23 protein-coding genes are annotated in these 25578 nt (G+C 60.9%); 7 read left to right on the top strand and 16 right to left on the bottom strand.

From position 1 onward, the window contains the following. Positions 1-35: 35 nt before the first annotated feature. The 14 genes from lpdA to OPV09_RS21875 form a co-directional block, all read right to left on the bottom strand. Positions 36-1466 carry a dihydrolipoyl dehydrogenase gene (lpdA, locus tag OPV09_RS21810; protein WP_034752057.1) on the bottom strand — a complete coding sequence of 477 codons (1431 nt, stop codon included), beginning with the start codon at positions 1464-1466 and terminating at the stop codon, positions 36-38. Beyond that, positions 1456-1845, bottom strand: a complete 390-nt coding sequence (locus OPV09_RS21815; RefSeq protein WP_034752060.1) for a PspC domain-containing protein — start codon at positions 1843-1845, stop codon at positions 1456-1458. The genes lpdA and OPV09_RS21815 overlap by 11 nt, the downstream gene beginning before the upstream one ends. Before the next feature lie 94 nt (positions 1846-1939). Further along, entirely contained in the window at positions 1940-3196 is a 1257-nt protein-coding gene (odhB, locus tag OPV09_RS21820) for a 2-oxoglutarate dehydrogenase complex dihydrolipoyllysine-residue succinyltransferase (RefSeq protein WP_070301537.1), read from the bottom strand. A gap of 117 nt (positions 3197-3313) precedes the next feature. Then, a complete protein-coding gene (locus OPV09_RS21825; RefSeq protein WP_128142393.1) occupies positions 3314-6166 on the bottom strand; it encodes a 2-oxoglutarate dehydrogenase E1 component in 2853 nt (950 codons plus the stop codon). A gap of 257 nt (positions 6167-6423) precedes the next feature. Continuing rightward, complete coding sequence (locus OPV09_RS21830; RefSeq protein ID WP_072452583.1) at positions 6424-7398, bottom strand: LysR family transcriptional regulator; 975 nt, start codon at positions 7396-7398, stop codon at positions 6424-6426. A gap of 219 nt (positions 7399-7617) precedes the next feature. Then, complete coding sequence (locus tag OPV09_RS21835) at positions 7618-8160, bottom strand: NAD(P)H-dependent oxidoreductase (RefSeq protein ID WP_338679360.1); 543 nt, start codon at positions 8158-8160, stop codon at positions 7618-7620. A 216-nt stretch (positions 8161-8376) separates the two neighbouring features. Continuing rightward, complete coding sequence (locus tag OPV09_RS21840) at positions 8377-8718, bottom strand: helix-turn-helix domain-containing protein (protein ID WP_338679361.1); 342 nt, start codon at positions 8716-8718, stop codon at positions 8377-8379. A gap of 99 nt (positions 8719-8817) precedes the next feature. After that, positions 8818-10119, bottom strand: coding sequence for a citrate synthase (gene gltA / locus OPV09_RS21845; RefSeq protein WP_034752071.1), 1302 nt, complete (start codon positions 10117-10119; stop codon positions 8818-8820). 121 nt (positions 10120-10240) lie between these two features. Further along, positions 10241-10522: a succinate dehydrogenase assembly factor 2 gene (locus OPV09_RS21850; RefSeq protein ID WP_034752073.1), complete on the bottom strand. Its 282-nt coding sequence runs from the start codon at positions 10520-10522 to the stop codon at positions 10241-10243. A gap of 117 nt (positions 10523-10639) precedes the next feature. Then, positions 10640-11350 carry a succinate dehydrogenase iron-sulfur subunit gene (locus OPV09_RS21855; RefSeq protein ID WP_034752075.1) on the bottom strand — a complete coding sequence of 237 codons (711 nt, stop codon included), beginning with the start codon at positions 11348-11350 and terminating at the stop codon, positions 10640-10642. Positions 11351-11359: 9 nt separating this feature from the next. Then, positions 11360-13141, bottom strand: a complete 1782-nt coding sequence (gene sdhA / locus OPV09_RS21860; RefSeq protein WP_035820761.1) for a succinate dehydrogenase flavoprotein subunit — start codon at positions 13139-13141, stop codon at positions 11360-11362. 2 nt (positions 13142-13143) lie between these two features. After that, positions 13144-13509: a succinate dehydrogenase, hydrophobic membrane anchor protein gene (gene sdhD, locus OPV09_RS21865; protein WP_034752078.1), complete on the bottom strand. Its 366-nt coding sequence runs from the start codon at positions 13507-13509 to the stop codon at positions 13144-13146. A 2-nt stretch (positions 13510-13511) separates the two neighbouring features. Beyond that, the gene (sdhC, locus tag OPV09_RS21870) at positions 13512-13934 is read right to left on the bottom strand and encodes a succinate dehydrogenase, cytochrome b556 subunit (protein ID WP_034752080.1); all 423 of its coding nucleotides are present in this window, start codon (positions 13932-13934) and stop codon (positions 13512-13514) included. Between the two features lie 306 nt (positions 13935-14240). Beyond that, positions 14241-15122, bottom strand: a complete 882-nt coding sequence (locus OPV09_RS21875) for a GntR family transcriptional regulator (RefSeq protein WP_338679362.1) — start codon at positions 15120-15122, stop codon at positions 14241-14243. Positions 15123-15427: 305 nt separating this feature from the next. Between OPV09_RS21875 and OPV09_RS21880 the strand changes: the two genes are divergently transcribed. From OPV09_RS21880 to OPV09_RS21900, 5 genes are all read left to right on the top strand, one after another. Next, positions 15428-16417, top strand: coding sequence for a malate dehydrogenase (locus OPV09_RS21880; protein ID WP_034752084.1), 990 nt, complete (start codon positions 15428-15430; stop codon positions 16415-16417). Between the two features lie 111 nt (positions 16418-16528). After that, on the top strand, positions 16529-17527 hold the full coding sequence (locus tag OPV09_RS21885) for an HpcH/HpaI aldolase/citrate lyase family protein (protein WP_034752086.1): 999 nt from the start codon (positions 16529-16531) through the stop codon (positions 17525-17527). Between the two features lie 13 nt (positions 17528-17540). Beyond that, on the top strand, positions 17541-18095 hold the full coding sequence (locus OPV09_RS21890; protein ID WP_070301541.1) for a hypothetical protein: 555 nt from the start codon (positions 17541-17543) through the stop codon (positions 18093-18095). A gap of 88 nt (positions 18096-18183) precedes the next feature. Next, complete coding sequence (acnA, locus tag OPV09_RS21895; RefSeq protein ID WP_034752089.1) at positions 18184-20904, top strand: aconitate hydratase AcnA; 2721 nt, start codon at positions 18184-18186, stop codon at positions 20902-20904. Between the two features lie 213 nt (positions 20905-21117). Further along, complete coding sequence (locus OPV09_RS21900; RefSeq protein ID WP_034752091.1) at positions 21118-22371, top strand: DUF2863 family protein; 1254 nt, start codon at positions 21118-21120, stop codon at positions 22369-22371. Positions 22372-22544: 173 nt separating this feature from the next. Here OPV09_RS21900 and OPV09_RS21905 read toward each other — a convergent pair whose 3' ends face one another. Continuing rightward, positions 22545-23009, bottom strand: a complete 465-nt coding sequence (locus OPV09_RS21905) for a CYTH domain-containing protein (RefSeq protein ID WP_092711278.1) — start codon at positions 23007-23009, stop codon at positions 22545-22547. Positions 23010-23021: 12 nt separating this feature from the next. After that, entirely contained in the window at positions 23022-24143 is a 1122-nt protein-coding gene (locus tag OPV09_RS21910) for a M14 family metallopeptidase (protein WP_070301543.1), read from the bottom strand. A gap of 302 nt (positions 24144-24445) precedes the next feature. On the opposite strand from OPV09_RS21910, the gene OPV09_RS21915 reads away from it, so the two are divergent. Both OPV09_RS21915 and OPV09_RS21920 read left to right on the top strand, forming a co-directional pair. Beyond that, the gene (locus OPV09_RS21915) at positions 24446-25108 is read left to right on the top strand and encodes a TetR/AcrR family transcriptional regulator (RefSeq protein WP_338679364.1); all 663 of its coding nucleotides are present in this window, start codon (positions 24446-24448) and stop codon (positions 25106-25108) included. A 96-nt stretch (positions 25109-25204) separates the two neighbouring features. Continuing rightward, a complete protein-coding gene (locus OPV09_RS21920) occupies positions 25205-25576 on the top strand; it encodes a hypothetical protein (protein ID WP_338679365.1) in 372 nt (123 codons plus the stop codon). Positions 25577-25578: the final 2 nt, after the last annotated feature.

Genomic DNA, 25578 nt, shown 5'->3' on the forward strand with positions numbered 1-25578 from the left:
AAAATCCGCGAGCGCCCCTGCAGGACTAACTACAATTAAAAGTTCAACGTACGCTTGTCAACAGCCAATGCCGCTTCCTTGGTCGCTTCCGACAGGGATGGGTGGGCGTGGCAGATGCGCGCGATGTCTTCGGCCGAGGCCTTGAATTCCATCGCCACGACGGCTTCGGAAATCAGTTCGGACGCCATCGGGCCGACAATGTGCACGCCGAGGATTTCATCGGTGGTCGCATCGGCCAGGAATTTCACCATGCCCGAGGTGTCGCCCAGCGCGCGCGCACGGCCGTTGGCCATGAACGGGAAGGTGCCGGCCTTGTAGGCGATGCCTTCGGCCTTCAGGGTTTGCTCGGTCTTGCCGACCCACGCGATTTCCGGCGAGGTGTAGATGACCCACGGAATCGTGTTGAAGTTGGTGTGGCCATGCTGGCCGGCGATACGCTCGGCCACAGCGACGCCTTCTTCTTCCGCCTTGTGCGCCAGCATCGGGCCGCGCACGACGTCGCCCACCGCCCAGACGTTCGGCAGGTTGGTCTTGCAGTCGCCGTCGACGGCGATGAAGCCGCGCTCGTCCAGCTGCAGGCCGACTTTGTCAGCGCCCAGGCCGTTGGTGTTCGGCGTACGGCCGATCGAGATGATCAGCTTGTCGAACACGGCTTTTTGCGCTTCACCCTTGGCGTCCACGAATTCCACGGTGACGTCTTTCTTGCCTGGCGTGATCGCACCGATCTTGCAACCGAGGTTGATCTTCAAGCCTTGCTTGGTGAACAGCTTCGACGCTTCCTTGGCGATCTGCTCGTCGACGGCGCCCAGGAAGACCGGCAGGCCTTCCAGTACGGTGACGTCCGAACCCAGGCGGCGCCAGACGCTGCCCATTTCCAGACCGATCACGCCGGCACCGATGACGCCCAGCTTGGCTGGTACGGCGTCGATGGCCAGTGCGCCCGTGTTCGACAGGATCAGTTTCTCGTCGAATGGTGCACCCGGCAGTTCGCGCGCGTTCGAACCCGTGGCGATGACCACGTGCTTGGCCGTCAGGGTTTCGTTGGCTTCGCCCGTCACGCTGATGTCATACGTGCCAGCGGCGGCGGCAGCGAAAGCGGCGCGGCCATGGAAGAAGGCGATCTTGTTCTTCTTGAACAGGTACAGGATGCCGTCGTTGTTTTGCTTGACGACGGTGTCCTTGCGCTTGAGCATCTGGCCCAGGTTCAGCTTCAGGCCGGCGACGTCGATGCCGTGCTCGGCGAAGCTGTGGCCCGCGTGTTCGAAATGCTCGGACGATTGCAGCAGCGCTTTCGACGGGATGCAGCCGACGTTGGTGCAGGTACCGCCAGGAGCGGCGCCGCCCTTGGCGTTCGACCACTCGTCGACGCAAGCGACGGAAAAGCCCAGCTGCGCTGCGCGGATGGCGGCGATGTAGCCGCCAGGGCCCGCACCGATGACAACTACGTCAAATTGTTTAGTACTCATGTTTTGTTATTCCAATCTCTTCGTCTGGTACGAAAATCCACAATAGAAGGTAAATCACCACGCCGAAGCCGAAGGTCAATGTAAACAGGACGAAGACGAGGCGCCAGATCCACGCTTCCATGCCGGAAGCGCGTCCCAGGCCGCCGCAGACGCCGCCGAGCCAGCGGTCGTTGCGCGAACGGCGCAGGCGGTTGAATTCCTGCACCAGGTCGTTCGCCGGACCGGCGGCCGCATCGGCGCCGGCGCCGGACGTGCTGCCCGGCTTGTCCAGGTTGATATTGCTCAGGAGCTTGGCTTTCGCTTGCGCGAATTCCGCGTCGCTCAGGGCGCCCGCCAGGTGCAACTCGTGCAGACGCTTGATTTCTTCAGAGATGTTCATAGGAATCCTCTTTCATTGAGATCAGCCAGCTGCGTCTTCTGGCAAGGGGTATCAGCTACATTGCCCCGGCGGCTACGCCGGGGGACTACAGTGCTTACAGGTCCAGCAGCAGGCGTGCAGGATCTTCCAGCGCTTCTTTCATCGCCACCAGGCCCAGGACGGCTTCGCGGCCGTCGATGATGCGGTGGTCGTAGGACATGGCCAGGTAGTTCATCGGACGTACCACGATCTGACCGTTTTCGACGACAGCGCGGTCCTTGGTCGCATGCACGCCCAGGATGGCCGATTGTGGCGGGTTGATGATCGGGGTCGACAGCATGGAGCCGAAGGTACCGCCGTTCGAGATCGAGAACGTGCCGCCCGTCAGGTCGTCCAGGGTCAGCTTGCCTTCCTTGGCTTTCGCGCCGAATTCACCGATTTTTTTCTCGATGTCGGCGATCGACAGCTGGTCCGCGTTGCGGATGATAGGCACGACCAGGCCGCGTGGCGAACCGACAGCGATACCGATGTCGAAGTAGCCGTGGTAGACGATGTCATTGCCGTCAACGGAGGCATTGATGATCGGGTACTTTTTCAGGGCGGCGACGGCGGCCTTGACGAAGAACGACATGAAGCCCAGCTTGACGCCGTGCTCTTTCTCGAACTTGTCCTTGTACTTGTTGCGCAGGTCGATGACCGGCTGCATGTTCACTTCATTGAACGTGGTCAGGATGGCGTTCGTCGATTGCGATTGCAGCAGGCGCTCGGCGATACGTGCGCGCAGGCGGCTCATCGGCACGCGCTCTTCAGGACGGTCGCCCAGGTTGGCGGCCGACGGCGTGGCAACTTGTTGCAGCGCTGGCTTGGCAGCGGCTGGCGCCAGCGGCGCGACAGCTGGCTTGGCGGAAGCGGCCAGGGCGTCGCCCTTGGTCACGCGGCCGTCTTTGCCCGAACCGGCGACGTCGCCAGCGGACAGGCCTTTTTCGGACAGGATCTTGGCAGCGGCAGGCATGGCGACATCGCCTTTGGTCGCAGCGGCTGGAGCGGACGCGCTCGAAGCGTCTTGCGCGGCGGCGGCCAGGGCTGGCGCAGGCACGGCCGACACTTCCATCGGGCTGACCTTGGCCGAGCCGTCGGTGTCGATGATGGCGATGACTTCGCCGGCGACGACGGTAGCGCCGTCAGCCTTGATGATTTGAACGATCACGCCAGCGGCTGGCGCCGGCAGTTCCAGCACGACTTTATCGGTTTCGATATCGATCATGTTTTCGTCGCGCGCAACTGCTTCGCCGACTTTCTTGTGCCATGCCAGCAGGGTCGCTTCTGCAACCGATTCCGACAACTGGGGAACTTTGACTTCGATTTGTGCCATGTAAAACTCCGTTTATTTTGTTATTGCGGCGCCGCCCCTGCGTAGCAAGGACGGCGCTCCGTCATGATGTATGCAAGCAGGCGCCATGCAATCGCATGGCGCCCCTTATCCTGCCACTTACTTGGTCAGGATAAAACCCTTCAGCTTCGAGAATGCCGTTTCCAGCAGATCTTTTTGCTGGGCGTAGTGCTTGTCATAGTAACCGACAGCAGGCGACGCCGAAGCAGGACGGCCGGCGTAGGCCAGACGCTGACCCGATTCCAGGCCTTCGAAGATGTTGTGCTGGATCTGGAACCAGGCGCCCTGGTTTTGCGGCTCGTCCTGTGCCCAGACGACTTCGACCAGGTTCGGGAACTTCTTCAGTTCAGCAGCGAACGACTTGTGCGGGAACGGATACAGCTGTTCCAGCCGCACGATGGCCGTGTCGGTCTGGCCGCGGGTCTTGCGTGCGTTGACCAGGTCGTAATAGACCTTACCCGAGCAGGCGACCACGCGCTTGACTTTCTTGGCGTCGATTTTGTCGTCGACTTCGCCGATGACGGTCTGGAAACCGCCCTTGGCCAGGTCGGTCAGCGGCGAACCGGCATCCTTGTTGCGCAACAGCGACTTCGGCGTCAGGATGACCAGCGGCTTGCGGAACTGGCGCACCATCTGGCGGCGCAGCAAATGGAAGATCTGCGAAGCCGTCGTCGGCTGCACCACTTGCATGTTGTTGTCTGCGCACAGCTGCAGGAAACGTTCAGGACGTGCGGACGAGTGCTCAGGACCCTGGCCTTCGTAACCGTGCGGCAGCATCATGACCAGGCCCGAAGCGCGGCCCCACTTCACTTCGCCGGAGCTGATGAATTGGTCGATCACCACTTGCGCGCCGTTGGCGAAGTCGCCGAACTGGGCTTCCCAGATCGTCAGCGTGTTCGGTTCAGCGGTCGAGTAGCCGTATTCGAAGGCCAGTACGGCTTCTTCGGACAGCACCGAGTCGATGACGGTAAACGGCGCCTGGTTGTCCGACACGTTTTGCAGCGGAATGTAGGTACCTGCATCCCAACGCTCGCGGTTCTGGTCATGCAGCACGGCGTGGCGGTGCACGAAGGTGCCGCGGCCGGCATCCTGTCCGGTCAGGCGGATGGCATAGCCGGACGATACCAGCGAAGCGTAGGCCAGGTGTTCGCCCATGCCCCAGTCCAGGTTCATTTCGCCACGGCCCATGGTGCCACGGTCGCCCAGTACTTTTTCAACCAGCGAGTGGACCTTGAAGTCTTCCGGCACGGTGGTGATGCGGGTGGCCAGGCGTTTCAGTTCCGTCATCGGCACGGCGGTGTCGGCCGAATCGGTCCATTTCTTGTTCAGGAACGGCAGCCAGTCGACGGCGTACTTGTTCTTGAAGTTCGAGATGACTGGGTCGACGGTATGCTTGCCGGCGTCCATGGCGTCGCGGAATGCGGCCACCATCTTGTCGCCGCCATCGGCAGGGATCACGCCTTGCGCTACCAGCTTGTCCGCGTACAGCTTGCGGGTGCCTGGATGCTGGCCGATCTTCTTGTACATCAGTGGCTGCGTCAGTGCCGGCGTATCTTGCTCGTTGTGGCCAAGCTTGCGGTAGCAGATGATGTCGAGGACGATGTCCTTCTTGAATTCCATGCGGTAGTCGAGCGCGATCTGCGTCGCCAGCACCACGGCTTCCGGATCATCGGCGTTGATGTGCAGGACCGGTGCTTCGATCATCTTGACGACGTCCGAGCAGTACAGGGTCGAGCGGGCATCGCGCGGATCCGAGGTGGTGAAACCGATCTGGTTGTTGATCACGATATGCACCGTGCCGCCGGTATGGTAGCCGCGGGTTTGCGCCAGATTCAGCGTTTCCATGACCACGCCCTGGCCGGCGAAAGCGGCATCGCCGTGCACCAGGATAGGCAGCACTTGCGCGCCCTGCGCGTCGCCGCGGCGATCCATGCGGGCCTTGACGGAACCTTCGACCACAGGGTTGACGATTTCCAGGTGCGACGGGTTGAACGCCAGCGACAGGTGGACCGGGCCGCCTGCGGTGGAGATGTCCGACGAGAAGCCTTGATGGTACTTCACGTCGCCGGCAGGCAGGTCGTCGCCATGCTTGCCTTCGAATTCTTCGAACAGTTCCTGCGGCGCTTTGCCCAGGGTGTTGACCAGCACGTTCAGGCGGCCGCGGTGGGCCATGCCGATGACGATTTCCTGCACGCCTTTTTCGCCGGCGCGCTGGATGGTTTCATCCATCGAGGCGATGAAGGTTTCGCCGCCTTCCAGGGAGAAGCGCTTCTGGCCCACGTAGCGGGTGTGCAGATAGCGTTCCAGGCCTTCAGCCGCAGTCAGGCGGTCGAGGATGTGAATTTTTTTCTCTGGGGTGAAATTCGGGGTCGAGCGGATCGATTCCAGTTTCTCTTGCAGCCAGCGCTTTTCGGCCGGGTCGGAGATGTACATGAATTCGGCGCCGATCGAACGCGTATAGGTATCGCGCAGATAGTTGAGCAGATCGCGCAGGGTGGCGGTCTCGGGGCCAAAATAGGTATTGCTGATGTTGAACACGGTGTCCATGTCAGCGTCGGTGAAACCGTAGAAGCTCGGCTCAAGCTCAGGGATCATCGGACGTTCCTGGCGTTGCAGCGGATCCAGGTTGGCCCAGTGGGAACCGAGGTAGCGGTAAGCGGCGATCAGCTGCGTGGCGGCGACGCGCTTGCGGCCCATTTCAACATCGAAGGAAGCGGTCACTGTACGGATCGGACCTGCTTTTGCGCGCTCGGCGAACGAGGCGACGACGGAGGCATGCGCCACGTCAGGCTTGTTGGTGCCATCGACGGCAGGCACGTGCTGCATTGCGTCGAAGTAGGAACGCCAGTTATCGGGGACCGAGCCTGGGTTGTTCAAATATGCCTCGTACAGGTCTTCCACGTACGGAGCATTCCCACCGAACAGGTAGGAGTTGGTCGTTAATTGCTGCATATATTGCTCACCTTTCTTCGCGCTTCGCGAGGAATTAGCGGGTTAATCTAACCTTCCGCGACACGGCCTGACCGGTTAGCGGATTGCACATCAAGTTGTGGGGAAGGGCTTTTTTATTGCACCAGCATTCTGCATACCGTCATTTAGAATAGCACGCGGTATTGTAACGCAACAACGGCAAGTTGAATTTTATTTGGCAAGCAAATGTAAGCTGTGTTGTTGATTTTCCCGGGCTTGCAAGCCTGTCACTGTTGTGCTTACGGCACATCGGCGGCCCTGCCGGCGTGCCGCTTGCGGCCAACTGGTCTGCCCGGCGAAGGCGGCGCCGCGATGGCGGCCAGCCACTCGGCATCGCCGGCAAACCATTGCACCAGGAAGTCGAGCATGGTGCGCAGCAGGGGCGACATGTGCTGGCGCGAGGTGTAGACGCCGTAGATGCCCATGTCCTGCGGCTGGTACGCGGGCAGCAGCTCCACCAGTTGCCCGCTGGCGATCAGCGGTGCGGCCGAAAAGCGCGGCTGCAAGGCGATGCCCGCCCCCGCCACCGTGGCCACCAGCAGGACCAGCGACTCATTCGCCGACAGGCGGCCGCTGACGGGGACAGTGAGCGCTTCCCCGTCATGCGTAAATTGCCACAGGCTCTTGCCGAAATACGTGTACGTCAGGCAGTTGTGCAGGGCCAGGTCTTGCGCCCGGCGCGGCGTGCCGTGCGCTGCGAGGTACGATGGTGCGGCGCACACCACCGAGGCGCAGCTGGCCAGCTGGCGCGCAATCAGGTTCGGCTCGAGCGCGTTCGTGATGCGGATCGCCAGGTCGATGCGCTGCTCCACCAGGTTGACGGCGCGGTTCTCCATCTGCAGGTCGACGGCGGCGCGCGGGTAGCGTCGCAGGTAAGCGGTTACTGCGCCAGCGAGCGCCGTCTGCGCCAGCGATTGCGAGCAGGTGATGCGCAGCAAACCGTGCGGCGTATCGAGACCCTCGGGCGAGGTGACGGCCATGGCGCCGGCCACTTCCAGCATCTGCCGGCAGCGCGCCAAGGTGGTCTCGCCCGCATCCGTCAGGCTCAGACGGCGCGTGGTGCGATGCAACAGGCGCGCCCCCGCCCACTCTTCCATCTCGGCCAGATAGCGCGTCACCATGGCGCGCGACATATCGAGCGTCTCGCTGGCAGCCACCATGCTGCCCCGCTCGGCGATGGCGACGAATACTTGTGCGGCGGTGATACGGTCCATGCGGTGATACTCCCTTGATTCATCCGATCCATGCAACTAATACCGCAATCTACCCTATTTGCCGCGCCTGGTCGAAAGACGGGAGAGCATTCAATACATAAAGAACAATATGCCTGCACGCGGCGCCCGCACCCTGGAAACCGTTCCGGTGCGGCGCAGTTAGCGCACACCATCGCCGCCAGCGGCAAGCAGCATTGAACTGCGGCTGGACCCGCTGCCTTACAGCGCGGCCAGGAAGCGCTCATACTCTTGCGCACTGCGTGCCAGCCGCCCGGCATAGTCCGGCTCCTTCGGCCCGTCTTCCGCGCCATAGAAGGCAAAGAAGCGGCGGTTGTCGGCGCCGATATACGCCAGGGTGACATCGAACGGCGCCAACAGCTGCGCCAGGGTGACGTTCCACTTGCCTTCCGGCGTGAAGTCTTCCTGGCGGATGCCTGCCGTCACGGCCAGCGCCACTTTTCTCCCCTTGAAGGCATCGCCGCCCGTGCCGTAGGCCCAGCCATACGCCAGTACCTCGTCGAGCCATTGCTTGAGCAAGGGCGGACAGTTGAACCAGTACACGGGGAACTGCAAGACCACATTGGCGTGCGCTTCCACCAGCGCCTGCTCGCGCGCCACGTCGATGATGCCGTCGGGGTAAGCCTGGTGCACATCATGGATGGTGTAGCGGTCGGGATACTGCGCCAGCTCCTGCAGCCAGCGCTTGTTGGCCACCGACGTGTCGATGGAGGGATGGAAGACGATAACGAGGGTTTTCAACATGCTGTTTTTCCTGAAATGGGATGGATGCACCGGCCCCGCGTTCACAGAAAAGCAGGCAAGCCGGTACCCTGCCCCGTAGCGCGTGGTTGCGCCCGCAGAGGCAAAAACAGCATAACCATGCTGAGTACTTTTCAAAAGTACGCACATTTACTGCCCATACCATACAAAAAGTAAGTTACTTAGCTGTAGAAAAGCGCCTTGCCATGCACATCAGGATCAGGCTGGCTGGTGCCGCTCGCCCCACTCGCACAGAGTGTGCAGCACGGGGATCAGCGAGGCGCCCTTGCTTGAGAGCGAATATTCCACCTTGGGAGGCACTTGCGGATATTCCTTGCGCACGATCAGCGCGTCCGCTTCCAGCTCCTTCAGCACGACGCTGAGGGTCTTGAAGGCGATGCCGCCGAGATGGCGCTTGAGTTCGTTATGCCGCAGCACCGTGTTTTCCGCCAGCGCATACAGGATCAGCATCTTGTACTTGCCGCCGATCAGCGACAAGGTATAGCCGAATGCCGTATCGCCAAGGGCCACGCCGCCGGGGGCGCAGGTTTCTTCATTCATCGCGTTGTGTTTCCTGTTGAACCAGGGCCCGAGCATAACAGCCCGGCATAAAAAAACGGGCCGAAGCCCGTTTTTTTGTTCGCTAGATACCGCTCTGGATTAACGCTTGTCCAGTGGCAGTACTTCACGCGTGGTCGAACCGACGAACAGCTGGCGCGGACGGCCGATTTTTTGCTCTGGGTCGGCGATCATTTCGTTCCATTGGGCGATCCAGCCGATCGTACGGGCCATGGCGAAGATACCGGTGAACAGCGACACAGGGATGCCCAGCGCCGATTGCACGATGCCCGAATAGAAGTCGACGTTCGGGTACAGTTTGCGCGACACGAAGTACTCGTCGTTCAGTGCAATCTTTTCCAGTTCCATCGCCAGCTTGAACAGCGGGTCGTCTTGCAGACCCAGTTCTTGCAGCACTTCGTAGCAGGTTTCACGCATCAGCTTGGCGCGTGGATCGAAGTTCTTGTACACGCGGTGGCCAAAGCCCATCAGCTTGACGCCGGAGTTCTTGTCCTTGACTTGCGCGATGAAGGCAGGGATGTTCTCGACGGTGCCGATTTCTTTCAGCATGTTCAGTGCCGCTTCGTTGGCGCCGCCGTGGGCAGGGCCCCACAGGCAGGCGATACCGGCAGCGATACAGGCGAACGGGTTGGCGCCCGACGAACCGGCCAGACGGACGGTCGATGTCGATGCGTTTTGCTCGTGGTCCGCGTGCAGGATCAGGATGCGGTCCAGGGCGCGCACCAGCACGTCGTTGACCTTGTACTCTTCGCACGGGTTGGCGAACATCATGTGCATGAAGTTGGCGCTGTACGACAGGTCGTTGCGTGGGTACACGAACGGCTGGCCGACCGAGTACTTGTAGGTCATGGCGACCAGGGTTGGCATCTTGGCGATCAGGCGGATGGCCGACACTTCGCGGTGACGCGGGTCGTTGATATCCAGCGAGTCATGGTAGAACGATGCCAGCGCGCCGACGGTGCCCACCAGGACCGACATCGGATGCGCGTCGCGGCGGAAGCCACGGAAGAAGAATTGCATCTGTTCGTGCACCATCGTGTGCTTGGTGACGGTGTCGACGAACTTGGCTTTTTGCGCCGCGTTCGGCAGTTCGCCGTTCAGCAGCAGGTAGCACGATTCCATGAAGTCGGCGTTGACGGCCAACTGTTCGATCGGGTAACCACGGTACAGCAGCTCGCCCTTGTCGCCGTCGATGTAGGTGATCGACGAGTTGCAGGCGGCCGTCGACATAAAGCCTGGGTCGTAGGTGAACTTGCCGCTACCGGCGTACAGTTTGCGGATGTCGATGACGTCCGGGCCAACCGTGCCTTTGTAGATTGGAAATTCAAGCGATGGGCTGCCATCGGAGAACGACAGGGTAGCTTTTGTGTCAGAGATATTCATGGGCTCTTCCTTCTCGGGAGTGAGTCGAAATTAAAATCAAAAATTCTGGCTGCAATTCGCACCGCACTCGGCAGTGCTACAGCGCGCCACTCGCACCGTTTGCAATATATCGCCCAGGCGTCTAGGCAATGCGCAGTCGTTGCAGCAGTGCGCGCACATGCGGCAGATCGACTTCGCCTTCCGGCTCTTTACGGGCCAGTACCAGATCCATTAACGCATTGTCCGATAAATCCAGCAAACGCGTCAGCGCGTCAACTTCTTCATCGGTCAATTCGGTTTCATACGCATCGAGAAAACGGGTCAGGATAATATCGTTTTCCAGCAGGCCACGGCGTGAACGCCAGCGCAGGCGGGCGCGGTTGGCCGGGTCGGCCTGATGCGAGGACAAAATTGATTCTGTCATTTGGTTTACCACTTTACGTGTGCCTTGCGGCACGGTGCTGCTTTGCAGGCGCCGCCTGCAGGCAAGAGAGGATACCCTCTTCCCGCAAACGGTGCCCGGCGGATGCGATCAGGGGGATCAGATCGCGCGGCGGACCATCAATTCCTTGATCTTGCCGATCGCCTTGTTCGGGTTCAACCCTTTCGGGCAGACGTCGACACAGTTCATGATCGAATGGCAGCGGAACAGGCGGTACGGGTCTTCCAGGTTGTCCAGACGCGCGCCAGTGGCTTCGTCGCGCGAATCGGCGATGAAGCGGTAGGCTTGCAGCAGGCCGGCCGGGCCGACGAATTTATCCGGATTCCACCAGAACGACGGGCACGACGTGGAGCAGCATGCGCACAGGATGCACTCGTACAGGCCATCGAGTTCTTCGCGCTGTTCCGGCGATTGCAGGCGTTCTTTTTCAGGCGGGATCGAATCGTTGATCAGGAAAGGCTTGATCGAATCGTACTGCTTGAAAAATTGCGTCATGTCGACGATCAGGTCGCGGATGACCGGCAAACCTGGCAACGGACGCAGTACGATAGGCTCCGACAGTTCGTTCAGGTTGGTCGTGCATGCCAGGCCGTTCTTGCCGTTGATGTTCATCGCGTCCGAACCGCACACGCCTTCGCGGCACGAGCGGCGCAGGGCCAGCGAGTCATCGACGTCCGCCTTGATGCGCTGCAGTGCGTCGAGCAGCATCTTGTCGGTGTCTTTCAGTTCGACCGTCAGGTCTTGCATGTACGGCTTGGCATCCTGGTCAGGATCGTAGCGGTAGATTTTGAATTTAAGAGTGCGTGCCATGGTATAGCCTTAGAAAGTACGTGGTTTCGGTTTGAAGGTATCAACCGTCAGCGGCTTGGTCACGACTGGCTTGTATTCCAGTCGGTTGCCTTCCGAATACCACAGAGTGTGCTTCATCCAGTTGTCGTCGTCACGTTGCGGATGGTCGTCCTGGGCGTGGGCGCCGCGCGATTCCTTGCGCGCTGCCGCCGAAACGATGGTCGCTTTCGCCGTTTCGATCAGGTTGTCCAGCTCCAGCGCTTCCACGCGGGCCGTGTTGAAGACCATCGATTTATCCTTGAAGGAGACGTGCTTGCGGCGCTCGTCGAGCTTCATGATTTCTTCGACGCCCTTGTTCAGCATCTCGTCGGTACGGAACACGCCGCAGTACTTCTGCATCGTTGCGCGGATGTCGTTCGCCACGCCCTGCACGGTTTCCGTGCCGGTCGAGTTTTCCAGGCGCGCCAGGCGGCCCATGGCAAATTCGGCTGCATCGGCTGGCAAAGGCTTGTTTTCCTTGGCTTTCAGGCCGCTGTTGACGATGTGGTTGCCGGCCGCGCGGCCGAAGACCACGAGGTCGAGCAGCGAGTTCGTGCCCAGGCGGTTGGCGCCGTGCACAGACACGCAGGCGCATTCGCCGATCGCGTACAGGCCGTTGACAACCTTGGCCGAATTATCCGGACCGGTCGGGGTGACGACCTGGCCGTGGATGTTCGTCGGGATGCCGCCCATCTGGTAGTGAATCGTCGGCACGACAGGAATCGGTTCCTTGGTCGCGTCGACGTTGGCGAACTTGTGGCCGATTTCCAGGATCGACGGCAGGCGCTTGGCGATGGTGTCGGCGCCGATATGGCGCAGGTCCAGCATCACGTGGTCCTTGTTCGGACCGCAGCCGCGGCCTTCCTTGATTTCCTGGTCCATCGAACGCGAGACGAAGTCGCGCGGCGCCAGATCCTTCAGGGTCGGCGCATAGCGCTCCATGAAGCGTTCGCCTTCGCTATTGATCAGGATGCCGCCTTCGCCGCGCACGCCTTCGGTGATCAATACGCCCGCGCCGGCCACGCCGGTCGGGTGGAACTGCCAGAATTCCATGTCCTGCAGCGGCAGGCCGGCGCGTGCCGCCATGCCCATGCCGTCGCCGGTATTAATGAACGCATTCGTCGACGCGGCGAAGATGCGGCCTGCGCCGCCCGTTGCCATGACCGTCGTTTTTGCTTCCAGGATCATACATTCGCCGGTTTCCATTTCCAGCGCGACAACACCGATCACGTCGCCTTCGGCGTCACGGATCAGGTCGAGTGCCATCCATTCGACGAAGAAGTGCGTACGCGCACGCACGTTGCGCTGGTACAGCGTGTGCAACAGCGCGTGACCGGTACGGTCGGCTGCCGCGCAAGCGCGCTGCACCGGCTTTTCGCCGAAGTGGGCCGTGTGGCCGCCGAATGGACGCTGATAGATGGTGCCGTCAGGGTTGCGGTCGAATGGCATGCCGAAGTGTTCCAGTTCGTACACGACCTTCGGTGCTTCGCGGCACATGAATTCGATGGCATCCTGGTCGCCCAGATAGTCGCCACCCTTGACGGTGTCGAACATGTGCCAGAACCAGTTGTCTTCGGCCATGTTGCCGAGCGACGCGCCGATACCGCCCTGCGCCGCAACGGTGTGCGAGCGGGTCGGGAAGACTTTCGACAGAACTGCGACGTTCAGGCCGGCTTCAGCCAGCTGCAACGACGCGCGCATGCCGGAACCGCCGGCGCCAACGATAACCGCATCAAAGCGGCGGGTAGGGATTGCAGATTTATATGCTGCCACGATTACACACTCCAGAGTATCTGTACCGTCCAGCCGGCACAAGCGATCAACCACAGCATGGTGGCAATTTGCAGGGTCAGACGGAGGCCAGCGCTTTTCACGTAGTCCATCCAGATGTCGCGTACGCCGACCCATGCGTGGTAGAACAGGGCGACGAAGGTCACCAGGCTGAACAATTTAAACCACTGCTGTGCGAACAGACCAGCCCAGCCTTCATAGCTGAAGTTGCTACCGGTCAGGAAAGAAATAAGCAGGATGGCCACATAGGCCACCATGACGATGGCGGTAACGCGTTGCGCCAGCCAGTCGCGCAAGCCGTAATGGGCACCGACGACGAGGCGTTTCGGTCCGATATTATTGTCTGCCATGTTTAAAATACTCCAAACAGTTTCAAAGCGACCAGGGCCGTCAACACCAGGCTCACGACCAGCACGGACGACGCGGTCTTGCGTGCCGAATCTTTTTCGATGGCAACGTGCACATCCATGAACAGGTGACGGATACCGGCGCAGAAGTGGTGCAGGAAGGCCCAGACCAGACCCAGGGTGATCAGCTTGACGAACCAGTGCGAGGCGATGCCCTGGAAGTAGGCGTAGGACATTTCGGAACGCAGGCTCAGTTCCAGCATGTACAGGATACATGGCAGCAAGGCGAAAATGATGAAACCGCTGATGCGATGCAGGATCGAGACGATGGCGCCGACAGCCATGCGGTAGTTCGACAATTCGGTAACATGAATGTTACGGAATTGCGGCCGTTCTTTTTTTGGTACTTCTCTTACGGCTTCAGACATAACAAAAACCTCCCCTTTGAATTTCAACTAAATATTGAAGCCGCGATTTTCGCCGATTTTCGCAACCCATACCAATATCTATTGTTACATATAACCAAAATGGTTTTTTACTACAAAATACCGCGCTACTTTCCGTAGTTCACGTAATTTAATTACAGAATCGCCGGCAAAACACGGCCCGCCGGGGCGGGCCATGCTGTCTCTGCGCTTTCCGTTGTCTCCGTTGCCCGCCTTGCGGCAGGCATCTTGCAAGCGATGCACTTCAGCCTTGCTGCTTGTTCGGACGCCCGCAGGCGCCCCGCCGCTTCAGCTGAGTTCATTCTGATAATGATGGCGACTGGTCAGGTACAAGCCCCGACGCAGTTCGACCGGCTTGTCGCCGTAGGTAAACGACACGCGCTCGGAACTGAGCAAGGGCGTGCCGAGGTCGATATTTAACAATTGCGCGGCGCCCGCGTCGGCACACACGGCGCGGATCTGTTCGGACGCGCGTATCATGCGCGTGCCAAATTCCGTTTCGAACAGGCCGTACATGGGGCCCTTGTATTCCACCAGGCGCTCGGCCGTGAGCCCCTTGAAGATCAGGCCGGGCAGCCACAGCTCTTCGACGATGGTCGGCACGCCGTCGAAATACTGCACGCGCTTGATGAAGATGACGGCGTCGCCGGACTTCAGGTCCATCAGGCGCGCCACGTCGGCCGGCGCGCGCACGCGCTTGACTTCGATAAACTTACTTTCGGGATAATGCGGCACGCCTTCGTCCGGCACCAGGCGCAGGAAGCGGAAATGCGCGCGCGCCTCATGGTGGGTGGAAACGAAAGTACCCTTGCCCTGGCGGCGCATGACGAGATTCTCGGCGGCCAGTTCATCGATGGCCTTGCGCACCGTGCCCTGGCTGACCTTGAAGCGGCCTGCCAGTTCGACTTCGCTGGGAATCAGCTCGCCCGGCTTCCATTCGCCCGATTGCAGGCTCTGCGTGATGAGCGCCTTGATCTGCTGGTACAGGGGACTGAAGGTGGGAGAAGCGGTCGCGGCAGGCGCGGACACGGCGGCGGTAGTGGTATTGACGCTGGCGACAGGAGTGCTGGCCGCAGTGGCAGCAGGCGTGGCCGGGGCGCCCGCGGTCGGACTGACCGCCCCGCTTGCAGCAGTGGCATTGTTGGTCAGATTGGACGAGGCGGAATTCATAGTCCGACATTTCAACACAAATCACTGCCCGCGTCCAGTAAAACAGACGTAGTTATCTGTCTTATATAAGACATAAGATATGATTGACAGATAGGGATCAGAGGCCTAAACTGCCCTCGATAAAACTTGTGAGCCAGCGTTTTATGTTGTCGGCCAGCCACTCTGGCCTCGTGCAGCACAAGCGTGACGGCAGCGTACACCAGCAATTCGGTGGCGCGGGCCGGTTTTGGTATCATTACAGTTTTTCCGGATAAGCGTAAGCCCAGCTTCAAGCCCGTTTTCTTTCCCATTTTTGGAGATTCATCATGGCTAAAACCCCAATGCGTGTTGCAGTGACCGGCGCCGCCGGCCAGATCGGCTACGCCCTGTTGTTCCGCATCGCCAATGGCGACATGCTCGGCAAAGACCAGCCTGTCATCTTGCAACTGCTTGAAATCCCGGACGAAAAAGCCCAGAAGGCGCTCAAGGGCGTGATGATGGAAATCGACGACTGCGCCTTCCCGCTGCTGACGGAAATGACCGCCCACTCCGATCCGCTGACCGCATTCAAGGATGTCGATGTGGCCGTCCTGGTTGGCGCGCGTCCACGCGGCCCAGGCATGGAACGCAAGGACCTGCTGGAAGCGAACGCCCAGATCTTCACGGTACAAGGCAAGGCGCTCGACGCCGTCGCTTCGCGCAATGTCAAAGTACTGGTGGTCGGCAACCCTGCCAACACCAACGCCTACATCGCCATGAAATCGGCACCATCGCTGCCAGCGAAAAACTTCACCGCCATGCTGCGCCTGGACCACAACCGCGCGCTGTCGCAAGTCGCTGCCAAGACCGGCACCGCCGTGAAAGACATCGAGAAGCTGACCGTCTGGGGCAACCACTCGCCTACGATGTACGCCGACTACCGCTTCGCCACCGTGAACGGCAAGGCTGTCAAAGACCTGATCAACGACCAGGAATGGAACGCCAACGTGTTCCTGCCTACCGTCGGCAAGCGCGGCGCGGCCATCATCGAAGCGCGCGGCCTGTCGTCGGCAGCGTCGGCAGCGAACGCCGCCATCGACCACATCCATGACTGGATGCTGGGCACGGCCGGCAAGTGGACCACCATGGGCGTTCCTTCGGATGGCTCGTATGGCATCCCTGAAGGCACCGTGTTCGGCTTCCCGGTCACCACCGACAACGGTGAGTACACCATCGTTCAAGGTCTGGAAATCGATGCATTCTCGCAAGAGCGCATCAACCTGACCCTGAAGGAACTGACCGAAGAGCGCGAAGGCGTGAAACACCTGCTGGCCTAAGTCCAGTTTTGGCGGCGCGGCAATGCGCCGCCCGCCAAAGAAGGCCGCCCCGCGCATGTCGCGGCGCGGCTGTTTTATCAAGTAGTCTTTACCTGCAGAAATGCCTTAAGCATGCACCCTTCCGAGGTTTTATTCCAAGGCAAACGCCAGCCGCTGTTGCTCGCCGCTTGCGACCACTACGCCGGCTCTGAAAAGCTGATGCGTAAATCGATTGCTTTGCAACAAGAGCTTGGCCCCCTGTTCGACATCACGTTCGACTGCGAAGACGGCGCCAGCGCCGGCAACGAAGAAGCCCACGCGCTGATGATCGCCGGCCTGCTGGCCAGCGGCGAAAACCAGTTCAACCGTATCGGCGTGCGCGTGCACGACGTCGACAGCCCGTTTTTCGCGCGCGACGTGGAAATCATCTGCAGCGCCGCGTCCCGCCTGGCCTATATCGCCGTGCCCAAGGTGGCTGGCGTGCAGGATGCCATGCTGGCCATCGACCTGATCAACCTGCACGCGCGCCGCGCCGGCCGCGACAACCTGCCCGTGCACATCCTGATCGAAACGCATGGCGCGCTGCGCGACGCCTACGCGATCGCAGCCCTGCCCCAGGTCGAATGCCTGTCCTTCGGCATCATGGATTTCGTGTCGGCCCACTACGGCGCCATTCCCGCCGCCGCCATGCGCACGCCGGGCCAGTTCACGCACCCGCTGGTGGTGCGCGCCAAGCTGGAAGTGGCGGCCGCCTGCCACGCGCACGGCAAGGTGGCGTCGCACAACGTGACGACGGACGTGCGCGATTCGGCCGTGGTGGCGAATGACGCCCAGCGCGCGACAGCCGAGTTCGGCTACACGCGCATGTGGAGCATCCACCCGGACCAGATCAAGCCCATCATCAAGGCCTTTACGCCGCGCCTGTCCGAAGTCAACGAAGCGAGCAACATCCTCAACGAGGCGCTGCGCGCCAACTGGGGACCGATTGCACAAAATGGCCGCTTGCACGACCGCGCCAGCTACCGATATTATTGGACCGTTTTGCAACGCGCCAAACTGGCGGGCCTCGGCCTGCCCGAGGCGGCCGCTGCATTACTCAACACCCCCTCTTCCAGCACCACTGAAAACTGACAGGAATTACACGATGTCCCTCTCCAAATTAGCAATTGCCTGCAGCGTCGCGCTGGGCGCCATGACCCTCACGCTGGCGCCAGCCAGCTTCGCCGCCACGGCAGAGGCAAATCCCAAGGCCGTCAAGGCTGTCAAGGCCAAGCCAAAGGCCAAGACCAGCAAGGCCAAGGCAGCCGCCAAGGAAGCCCATCCGCTCGCCATGTCGGTCGCCGACAAGGAAGAATCCGATGAGCCGGACACCGCAGGCTCGGCTTCCACCGATTTCAATTGTGAACTTGGTAACAAAATTACCATCTACACCAATGCTACTGACGACAAACACATCGCCCTGCGCTGGAAGAAGCGCCTGCACCGCCTGAGCCGCGTTGGCACCACCACCGGCGCCAACCGCTTCGAGAACCGTCTGTACGGCCTCGTGTGGATCGGCATCCCGGCCAAAGGCATGCTGCTCGATTCCAAGCAGGGCCGCCAGCTGGCCAATGAATGCAAGGATGCGGAGCAAGCCAAGCCGGCGGCAGTGGTGGAAGCCGCGCCATCGCTGGGCGTGCTGCCGGCCGCCGGCGGCTGATGTGCGTAGCAAGGGCCTCTTCGGGGGCTCAGTCATGTTTTGTAATTTGAATAATCAATAAATAGACGATACCCAACAAGGAGAGGTCATGTCCCGCAACACTCTGAACACGCTCAAGGACTTTAATATTTCGGATAGCAAGAAGGGCAAGCTGTACTCCCTGCCTGCGCTGGAAAAAAGCCTGGGCATCAATGTCTCCCGCCTGCCAGTGTCGATTCGTATCGTGCTCGAATCGGTATTGCGCAACTGCGACGGCAAAAAAGTCACCGAAGAACACGTCAAGCAATTGGCGAGCTGGGGCCCGACCGCCGAGCGCACCGACGAGATCCCGTTCGTAGTGGCGCGCGTCGTGCTGCAAGACTTCACCGGCGTACCGCTGCTGGCCGACCTGGCAGCAATGCGCAACGTGGCCGCCAAGATGGGCATCAACGCCAAGAAGATCGAACCGCTGGTACCGGTCGACCTGGTGGTCGACCACTCGGTGACCATCGATCACTACCGCGAAAAGAAAGCGCTGGACCTGAACATGAAACTGGAATTCTCGCGTAACAACGAGCGTTACCAGTTCATGAAATGGGGCATGCAGGCATTCGACACCTTCGGCGTCGTGCCACCAGGCTTCGGCATCGTCCACCAGGTCAACCTGGAATACCTGGCGCGCGGCGTGCACCACGCAGGCAAGAAAGCCGGCGACGTGTACTACCCTGACACCCTGGTCGGCACCGACTCGCACACCACCATGATCAACGGCATCGGTGTGGTCGGCTGGGGCGTGGGCGGCATCGAGGCGGAAGCCGGCATGCTGGGCCAACCGGTCTACTTCCTGACGCCAGACGTCATCGGCGTGAACCTGTCGGGCGCATTGCGCGAAGGCTGCACCGCCACCGACCTGGTACTGACCATCACCGAACTGCTGCGCAAAGAAAAAGTCGTCGGCAAGTTCGTCGAATTCTTCGGCGAAGGCACCGAATCGCTGACCCTGACCGACCGCGCGACGATCGCCAACATGGCACCGGAATACGGCGCGACCATGGGCTTCTTCCCGGTCGACGAAGCGACCATCGATTATTTCAAGGGCACCGGCCGCAGCAAGGCTGAAATCGCCGCGTTCGAAGGCTACTTCAAGGCGCAAAACCTGTTCGGCGTGCCAAAAGCCGGCGAGATCGACTACACCCGCGTGGTGGAACTGGACCTGGCATCGGTCGCTCCGTCGCTGGCTGGCCCGAAACGCCCGCAAGACCGTATCGAAATCGGCAACGTCAAGGCGAACTTCGCCGAGCTGTTCGCCAAGCCAACCACGGAAAACGGCTTCAACAAGAACCCGGCCGACCTGGCTGCCGTGTACGAAACGACGAACGGCGTGAAAGTGTCGAACGGCGACGTGCTGATCGCCGCGATCACCTCGTGCACCAACACCTCGAACCCGAGCGTGATGCTGGCTGCCGGCCTGCTGGCCAAGAAAGCCGTCGAAGCCGGCCTGAAAGTCGCTCCGCACATCAAGACTTCGCTGGCTCCTGGTTCGCGCGTCGTGACCGAGTACCTGACCGCTGCCGGCCTGCTGCCATACCTGGAAAAACTGGGCTTCGGCGTGACCGCCTACGGCTGCACCACCTGTATCGGCAATGCGGGCGACCTGACGCCCGAGCTGAACGCAGCGATTGCCACGCACGACATCGTCGCGTCGGCCGTGCTGTCGGGCAACCGCAACTTCGAAGCGCGTATTCACCCGAACATCCGCTCGAACTTCCTCGCTTCGCCACCGCTGGTCGTCGCTTACGCCATCGCCGGCAACATGACGCGCGACCTGATGACGGAACCGGTCGGCAAGGGCAAGGGCGGCAAGGACGTCTACCTGGGCGACATCTGGCCGACCTCGGCTGAAGTATCGGCCATGATGAAGTTCGCCATGAACGCCAAGGTGTTCAAGGACAACTACGCGGACGTCAAGGGCGCGCCAGGCAAGCTGTGGGAAAAAGTCACGACCGTGTCCGGTCAAGTCTACAACTGGCCGAAATCGACCTACATCGCGGAACCACCGTTCTTCGACAACTTCTCGATGACGCCAGCGGCCGTGGCCACCGGCATCGAAGGCGCGCGCGCACTGGGCGTGTTCGGCGATTCCATCACCACCGACCACATCTCGCCAGCCGGCTCGATCCAGGAAAACGGCCCTGCAGGCAAATGGCTGAAGGAAAACGGCGTCCTGAAAGCGGACTTCAACTCCTACGGCTCGCGTCGCGGCAACCATGAAATCATGATGCGCGGCACGTTCGCCAACGTGCGTATCAAAAACCGCATGATCCCTGCCAAGGCGGACGGTTCGGCGGTCGAAGGCGGCATCACGATCCACCAGCCTTCCGGCGAAGAAATGTCGATCTACGACGCAGCGATGAAATATGTTGCTGAAGGCACGCCAACCATGGTCTTCGGCGGCGAAGAGTACGGTACGGGCTCGTCGCGCGACTGGGCAGCCAAAGGTACGCAACTGCTGGGCGTGAAAGCCGTGATCACCCGTTCGTTCGAGCGTATCCACCGCTCGAACCTGGTGGGCATGGGCGTGTTGCCGCTGCAATTCATCGGCGACGACAGCGTGCAAACCCTGGGCATCACCGGCAAGGAAACCTTCGACCTGAAAGGCCTCGAAGGCGAAATCAAGCCACAGCAACTGGCTACCCTGGTGATCCACCGCGCCGACGGCTCCAGCCAGGAAGTCAAAGTCCTGCTGCGCATCGATACGCCAATCGAAGTCGATTACTACAAGCATGGCGGTATCCTGCCATTCGTGCTGCGTCAACTGCTGGCCGAGTAATCAGCCCAGCTGTGATGCAAGATCAAAGCGCCGGTTTCGACCGGCGCTTTTTTTCGTCCCTGCATCCCGTTCCGACTTGAAATTTCGACTATTGGCATGATCTAAGGACAGCTTACGTATTGCGTGCGGCTGAATCCTCTACAATACGGTTATAAGGGTTTATCATTGTTTGACTGATCCATTTTTTTCACTTTCCGAGACTCTTATCCCGCTATGCGTCGTCCTTCCAAAGATTCATCCCATAAACTGACTGCCGACAGCCAGCGCCTGGTCACCTTTGCCCAGGCGATCGTACAGGCAGCCAGCCGTCTCGAAGAGCGGTCCTGGGAACACAGCCTGGATACGCAGCTCCAGAAATTACTCAAAACCGGCCACCAGGACACCATCGACAACACCCTGGGCAGCCTGTTCAAGGATGACTTGAACGCCTATGACGTGCTGATGGACTGCGTTGAAGCCGTCAGCGAATCGACCGTCATCACGCATGAAGACGTGCGCTACGACGCCCTGCTCGTCGCCGTGCCCATCCTCGCGTGGACGCGCTTTTCCATCGCTTCCGGCCCCATGGCCGGCGACGCGCACGGTGTGCTGTCGGCGCATTTCGCCGCCCACCTGCTGGCCGACGGCACGAAGATGGCCATGGCGCCAACGCTGTACTCGATCGACCAGTTGCCGCGCAGCCATGTCGAAACCTATGCCAAGACGCAAAAGCTTGCCCTGGCCGCGCTGAAAGGCACGGCCGTCAAGCCCTCGGGCAAAGAAGCGGAAACGGCGCCCTTCCTGGCCGACACGCGCTACCTGCTGGTGGCCGTGGTGGCCCCTGCCGGCGCGCCGCTGTTCCGCTGGCAGACGCCTTCGAGCCAGCTCGACTTCATCGCCGAACGCAGCGCCGCCCTGGAGCAATGGCGCACGCAGGCGACGCCGACATTCGCCCGCCTGCTGCCCGGCTGCGGCCTGGAATTGCTGCTGCCGGAGGCGTATTACGTGGCCTGCCGCGAAGCGGACAAGCTGATACGCCCCGTCTCCGTACGCGCCGCCGTGCACTACCTGACGCATACCTTGGCCATCGAGCCGTCGGAACTGCGCGCCGTCATCGCCGGCTTCGGCGAGGAAGCGGCCGACGGCCAGGTGGACGAGTACCGCATCGCCTTCACCCTGCGCCAGGCGCCGGACGTCATCTATGGCATCGTCTGGCCTTTGTACGGCCAGGAAGACGAGGATGGCACGCCGATCGAAGGCCTGATCCAGGTCGGCATCGCCGCGCTGGACAAGCAAAAGACACCGGTCGATGAAATCATCGAGCACCTGAACGCCGCTGGCGTGACGCAGATCAAGCGCCACGCGGAACGCTTTGTCGGTGAATACTGCGACGATTGCGGCGCGCCCCTGTTTGCCGACCCGGTCGGCGAACTGGCGCATGCGGAGATGCCCGAAGATACGCCACAAGGCACAGAGCATTTCCACTGATGCTGTAACGGTGTTGTCGGATTACGCGCTGCGCGCTAATCCGACCTACGCTGCCGGTATGGGCCGTAGGTCGGATTAGCCGGCACGGCGTAATCCGACAACAGCGTTGGCGCATAAAAAAGGCGGAACCTCGGTTCCGCCTTTTTGCATTTCAAGCCACGCTTAACGCGCCATCACCACTGTGAAAACGGGTGGCGGATCAGATTCGCGTTGTAATAGCGCGCGTCGCCCGACACTTCCGCGCCGATCCAGTCCGGCTTGTCGAAGGGCTGGTCTTCCGAAGCCAGTTCGATCTCGGCCACCAGCAGGCCCGCATTGGCGCCGAGGAACTCGTCGACTTCCCATACCATGCCCGCGTGTTCGATGCGGTGGCGAACCTTTTCGATCAGCGGCTGCTCGCACAGGCCGTCGAGCAGTTCGGCCGCGTCGGCCAGCGGAATCGGATATTCCCACTCGCCGCGCGTGGCGCCCACGTTGGCGCCCTTGATGGTCAGCATCGCCTGTTCGCCCTCGATGCGCACGCGCACCACGCGCTCGCGCGCGGACGACAGATAGCCCTGGCGCAGCAGCACCGCCTGCCCCAGGCCGCGCCAGGCATCGCCGGCCAGCAGGAATTTACGCTCGATCTCGACGCCCATGATCAACGCCGTTCAATCGAGCGACAGCAGGATAGGCTGCAGCATGGCCGCGCCCAGTGCCGCGCTGCGCGCGCCATTCCAGCCCACGCTTGGATCCGGCAAGTCGGCGTTTTCCTTGAACGGCATTTCCAGGGTCAGCGCCAGGCAGCCGAAGTGGTGGCCGATGTATTTCGACGCCAGGGTCAGCATGTCGGACTTGTACTTGCTGGCCGCATAGCCGAACTTGTCCTGGAAGTCGGGGCTGGCCTGCTTGTAGCGCTCGATGAAGGCCTTCTGGTGCGCCGCCTGGGCGGGCGTGAAGTTTTCCAGCATTTCATTGCCGGCCACAAAGTTGTACGGCAGCGCTTCATCGCCGTGGATGTCGAAGAACATGTCGACGCCCGTTTCGTGGATCTTGTTTTTCACGCACAGCACTTCCGGGCTCGATTCCAGCGAAGGCGTCATCCATTCGCGGTTCAGGTTGGCACCGGCCGCATTCGTGCGCAGGTTGCCGCGGATGGAGCCGTCCGGGTTCATGTTCGGCACAATGTGGAACACGGCGCGCTGCAGCAATTTGCGCGCGATCGGGTTAGCGTCGTCGAGCAGCGAGTCGATCAAGCCTTCGACGAACCATTCGGCCATCGATTCGCCCGGATGCTGGCGCGCGATGACCCAGATCTTCTTTTCCGCCTGCGGATTGCCGATGGTGACCATGTTCATGTCGCGGCCATCGACCGTGCTGCCCAGGTCGGACACGCGCGCCAGCGGATGCTCGGCCACTTCGCCCAGCAGGCGCAAATGGCGCTCCCACGAATACGGCTCGAAGTAGGCGTAGTACACGCTGTCGAGTTCAGGCGTGTGCGAGATCGTCATGACCTGGCCGTCGAACGCCGTCGGCACGCGAAACCAGTTTTCGCTGTCGTAGCTGGCCACGGCCTGGTAGTCTTCATAGCCGGCCGGATAGGTGGCCTGGCCCGCGTTCAGGAAGCGCATCGTGCATGCCTGGCCGCGCGCGCCCTGCAGGCGGAAGTGGAACCACTGGTGGATGTCGGCGTGGCTATCCTTGCGCAAGTTCAAGTCGATGGCGCCGGCGCTGGTGGCGCTCACCACGTCGATGGCGCCCGAGTCGAAGTTCTGGCTGATTTTAATGGTCATGTAATGATCCCGTCCGAATGTAAGTGTTCCGGCGCTGCCTCGTGGGCCACCGCCGTCGCGCTAAAAAACGCAGTGTAAGCTATCCCGCTATTTTCCGCCCTTTGGCCCCGTTCGCAAAGCCTGGTCCGGTGATTTATGCACCATTCCGGGGCATCGATGGAAAAGCGCCGGGCAAAAGCGCGAAAAATCGGTCCACTGTCGCATCTACCGGACAAAAAACTGAATTGTAACAATGCCGGAAACATTGGCAGCCCCTCGTCCCCCTATAATTCCTGCTTTCATAGAGTCGCCAGGAAAGAGTCGTGGACAAGAAGCTGACCAATATTCAGGAAAGAAAATTACGCGAGGCGCAGGCGCGGCGCGAGCACATCATCGACGTCGTCAAAGACCTCATCAAGAAGGGCGGCGCGCGCGCCGTCTCCATCCGCAAGGTGGCCGAGGCGGCCGGCTTTTCCACCACCGTCGTGTACGCCCTGTTCCGCGACAAGGCCACCCTGATCGCCCAGGCCATGGACAAGGACTTGCTGGAACTGGTGCGCGCCATGCGCACGGCCTGCGACACCAGCACTGACCCATGGGAACGCATCAGCCTGGTCGGCCGCGCCTACATCGAATACGGCTTCCAGCATCCCGACGAGTACTCGCTGATCTTCATGGAGCTGCGCCCGCACGCGGAAGTCGACGCCGTCGACGTCGAACACGGCAATATCGAACAAGACCCGTATGCCTACGCGCTGCACCTGTTCGGCGAGCTGGCGCAGGCGGGCCAGGTACGCCAGGACGAGCCGGCGCTGCACACGATGACGCAAATCTTCTGGCAATCGCTGCACGGCCTCGTGTCGCTGCGCATCGTCATGGATGCGGGCGACCCATGGACGCCGCACCCGGAAATGAACACGCATATCGACGACTTGCTCGCCGTCGTCACGACAGGCATCCGCCTGCGCTTTGCACCGCCTTCCTGACGTTTGATCCAGCGCAAACCAGGCGGACGGAAAAGGCGGACAGTGGAGTGAAGCCGCCTGCGCCGATGCAGCGCGGCTTGCGCGAAGGAGTGCGAGATGAACGAAGCCTATTCCACGGACCGGCTTGACAAACAGCAAAGCGCGAACAATGCTGTACGCATGGAAGCGCGCCTGACAAAACTGGAAACGGACCGGGAACATGACCGGCTATGGTTCAAGACCCTGGAACAGCGTCTTGGCGAAGGCCTCGATAAGGTACGCACGGAATTGCACAACGAATCACAGCTGCTGCGTGCCGACCTGACGCAATTTTGCGGCGACTTGCGCGGCGACTGCCACGCCCTGCGCACGGAACTGGGCGACATCCGCAAGCACATGCACACCCACTTCCTGTGGTTCATGGGCATACAGGCCACCACCACGTTTGCCCTGCTGGGTTTGGGCGCCAAGGCGCTGCATATGTACTGAGG

It is taken from the genome of Janthinobacterium sp. TB1-E2, assembly GCF_036885605.1.
Classification (GTDB): Bacteria; Pseudomonadota; Gammaproteobacteria; order Burkholderiales; family Burkholderiaceae_D; genus Janthinobacterium; species Janthinobacterium aestuarii.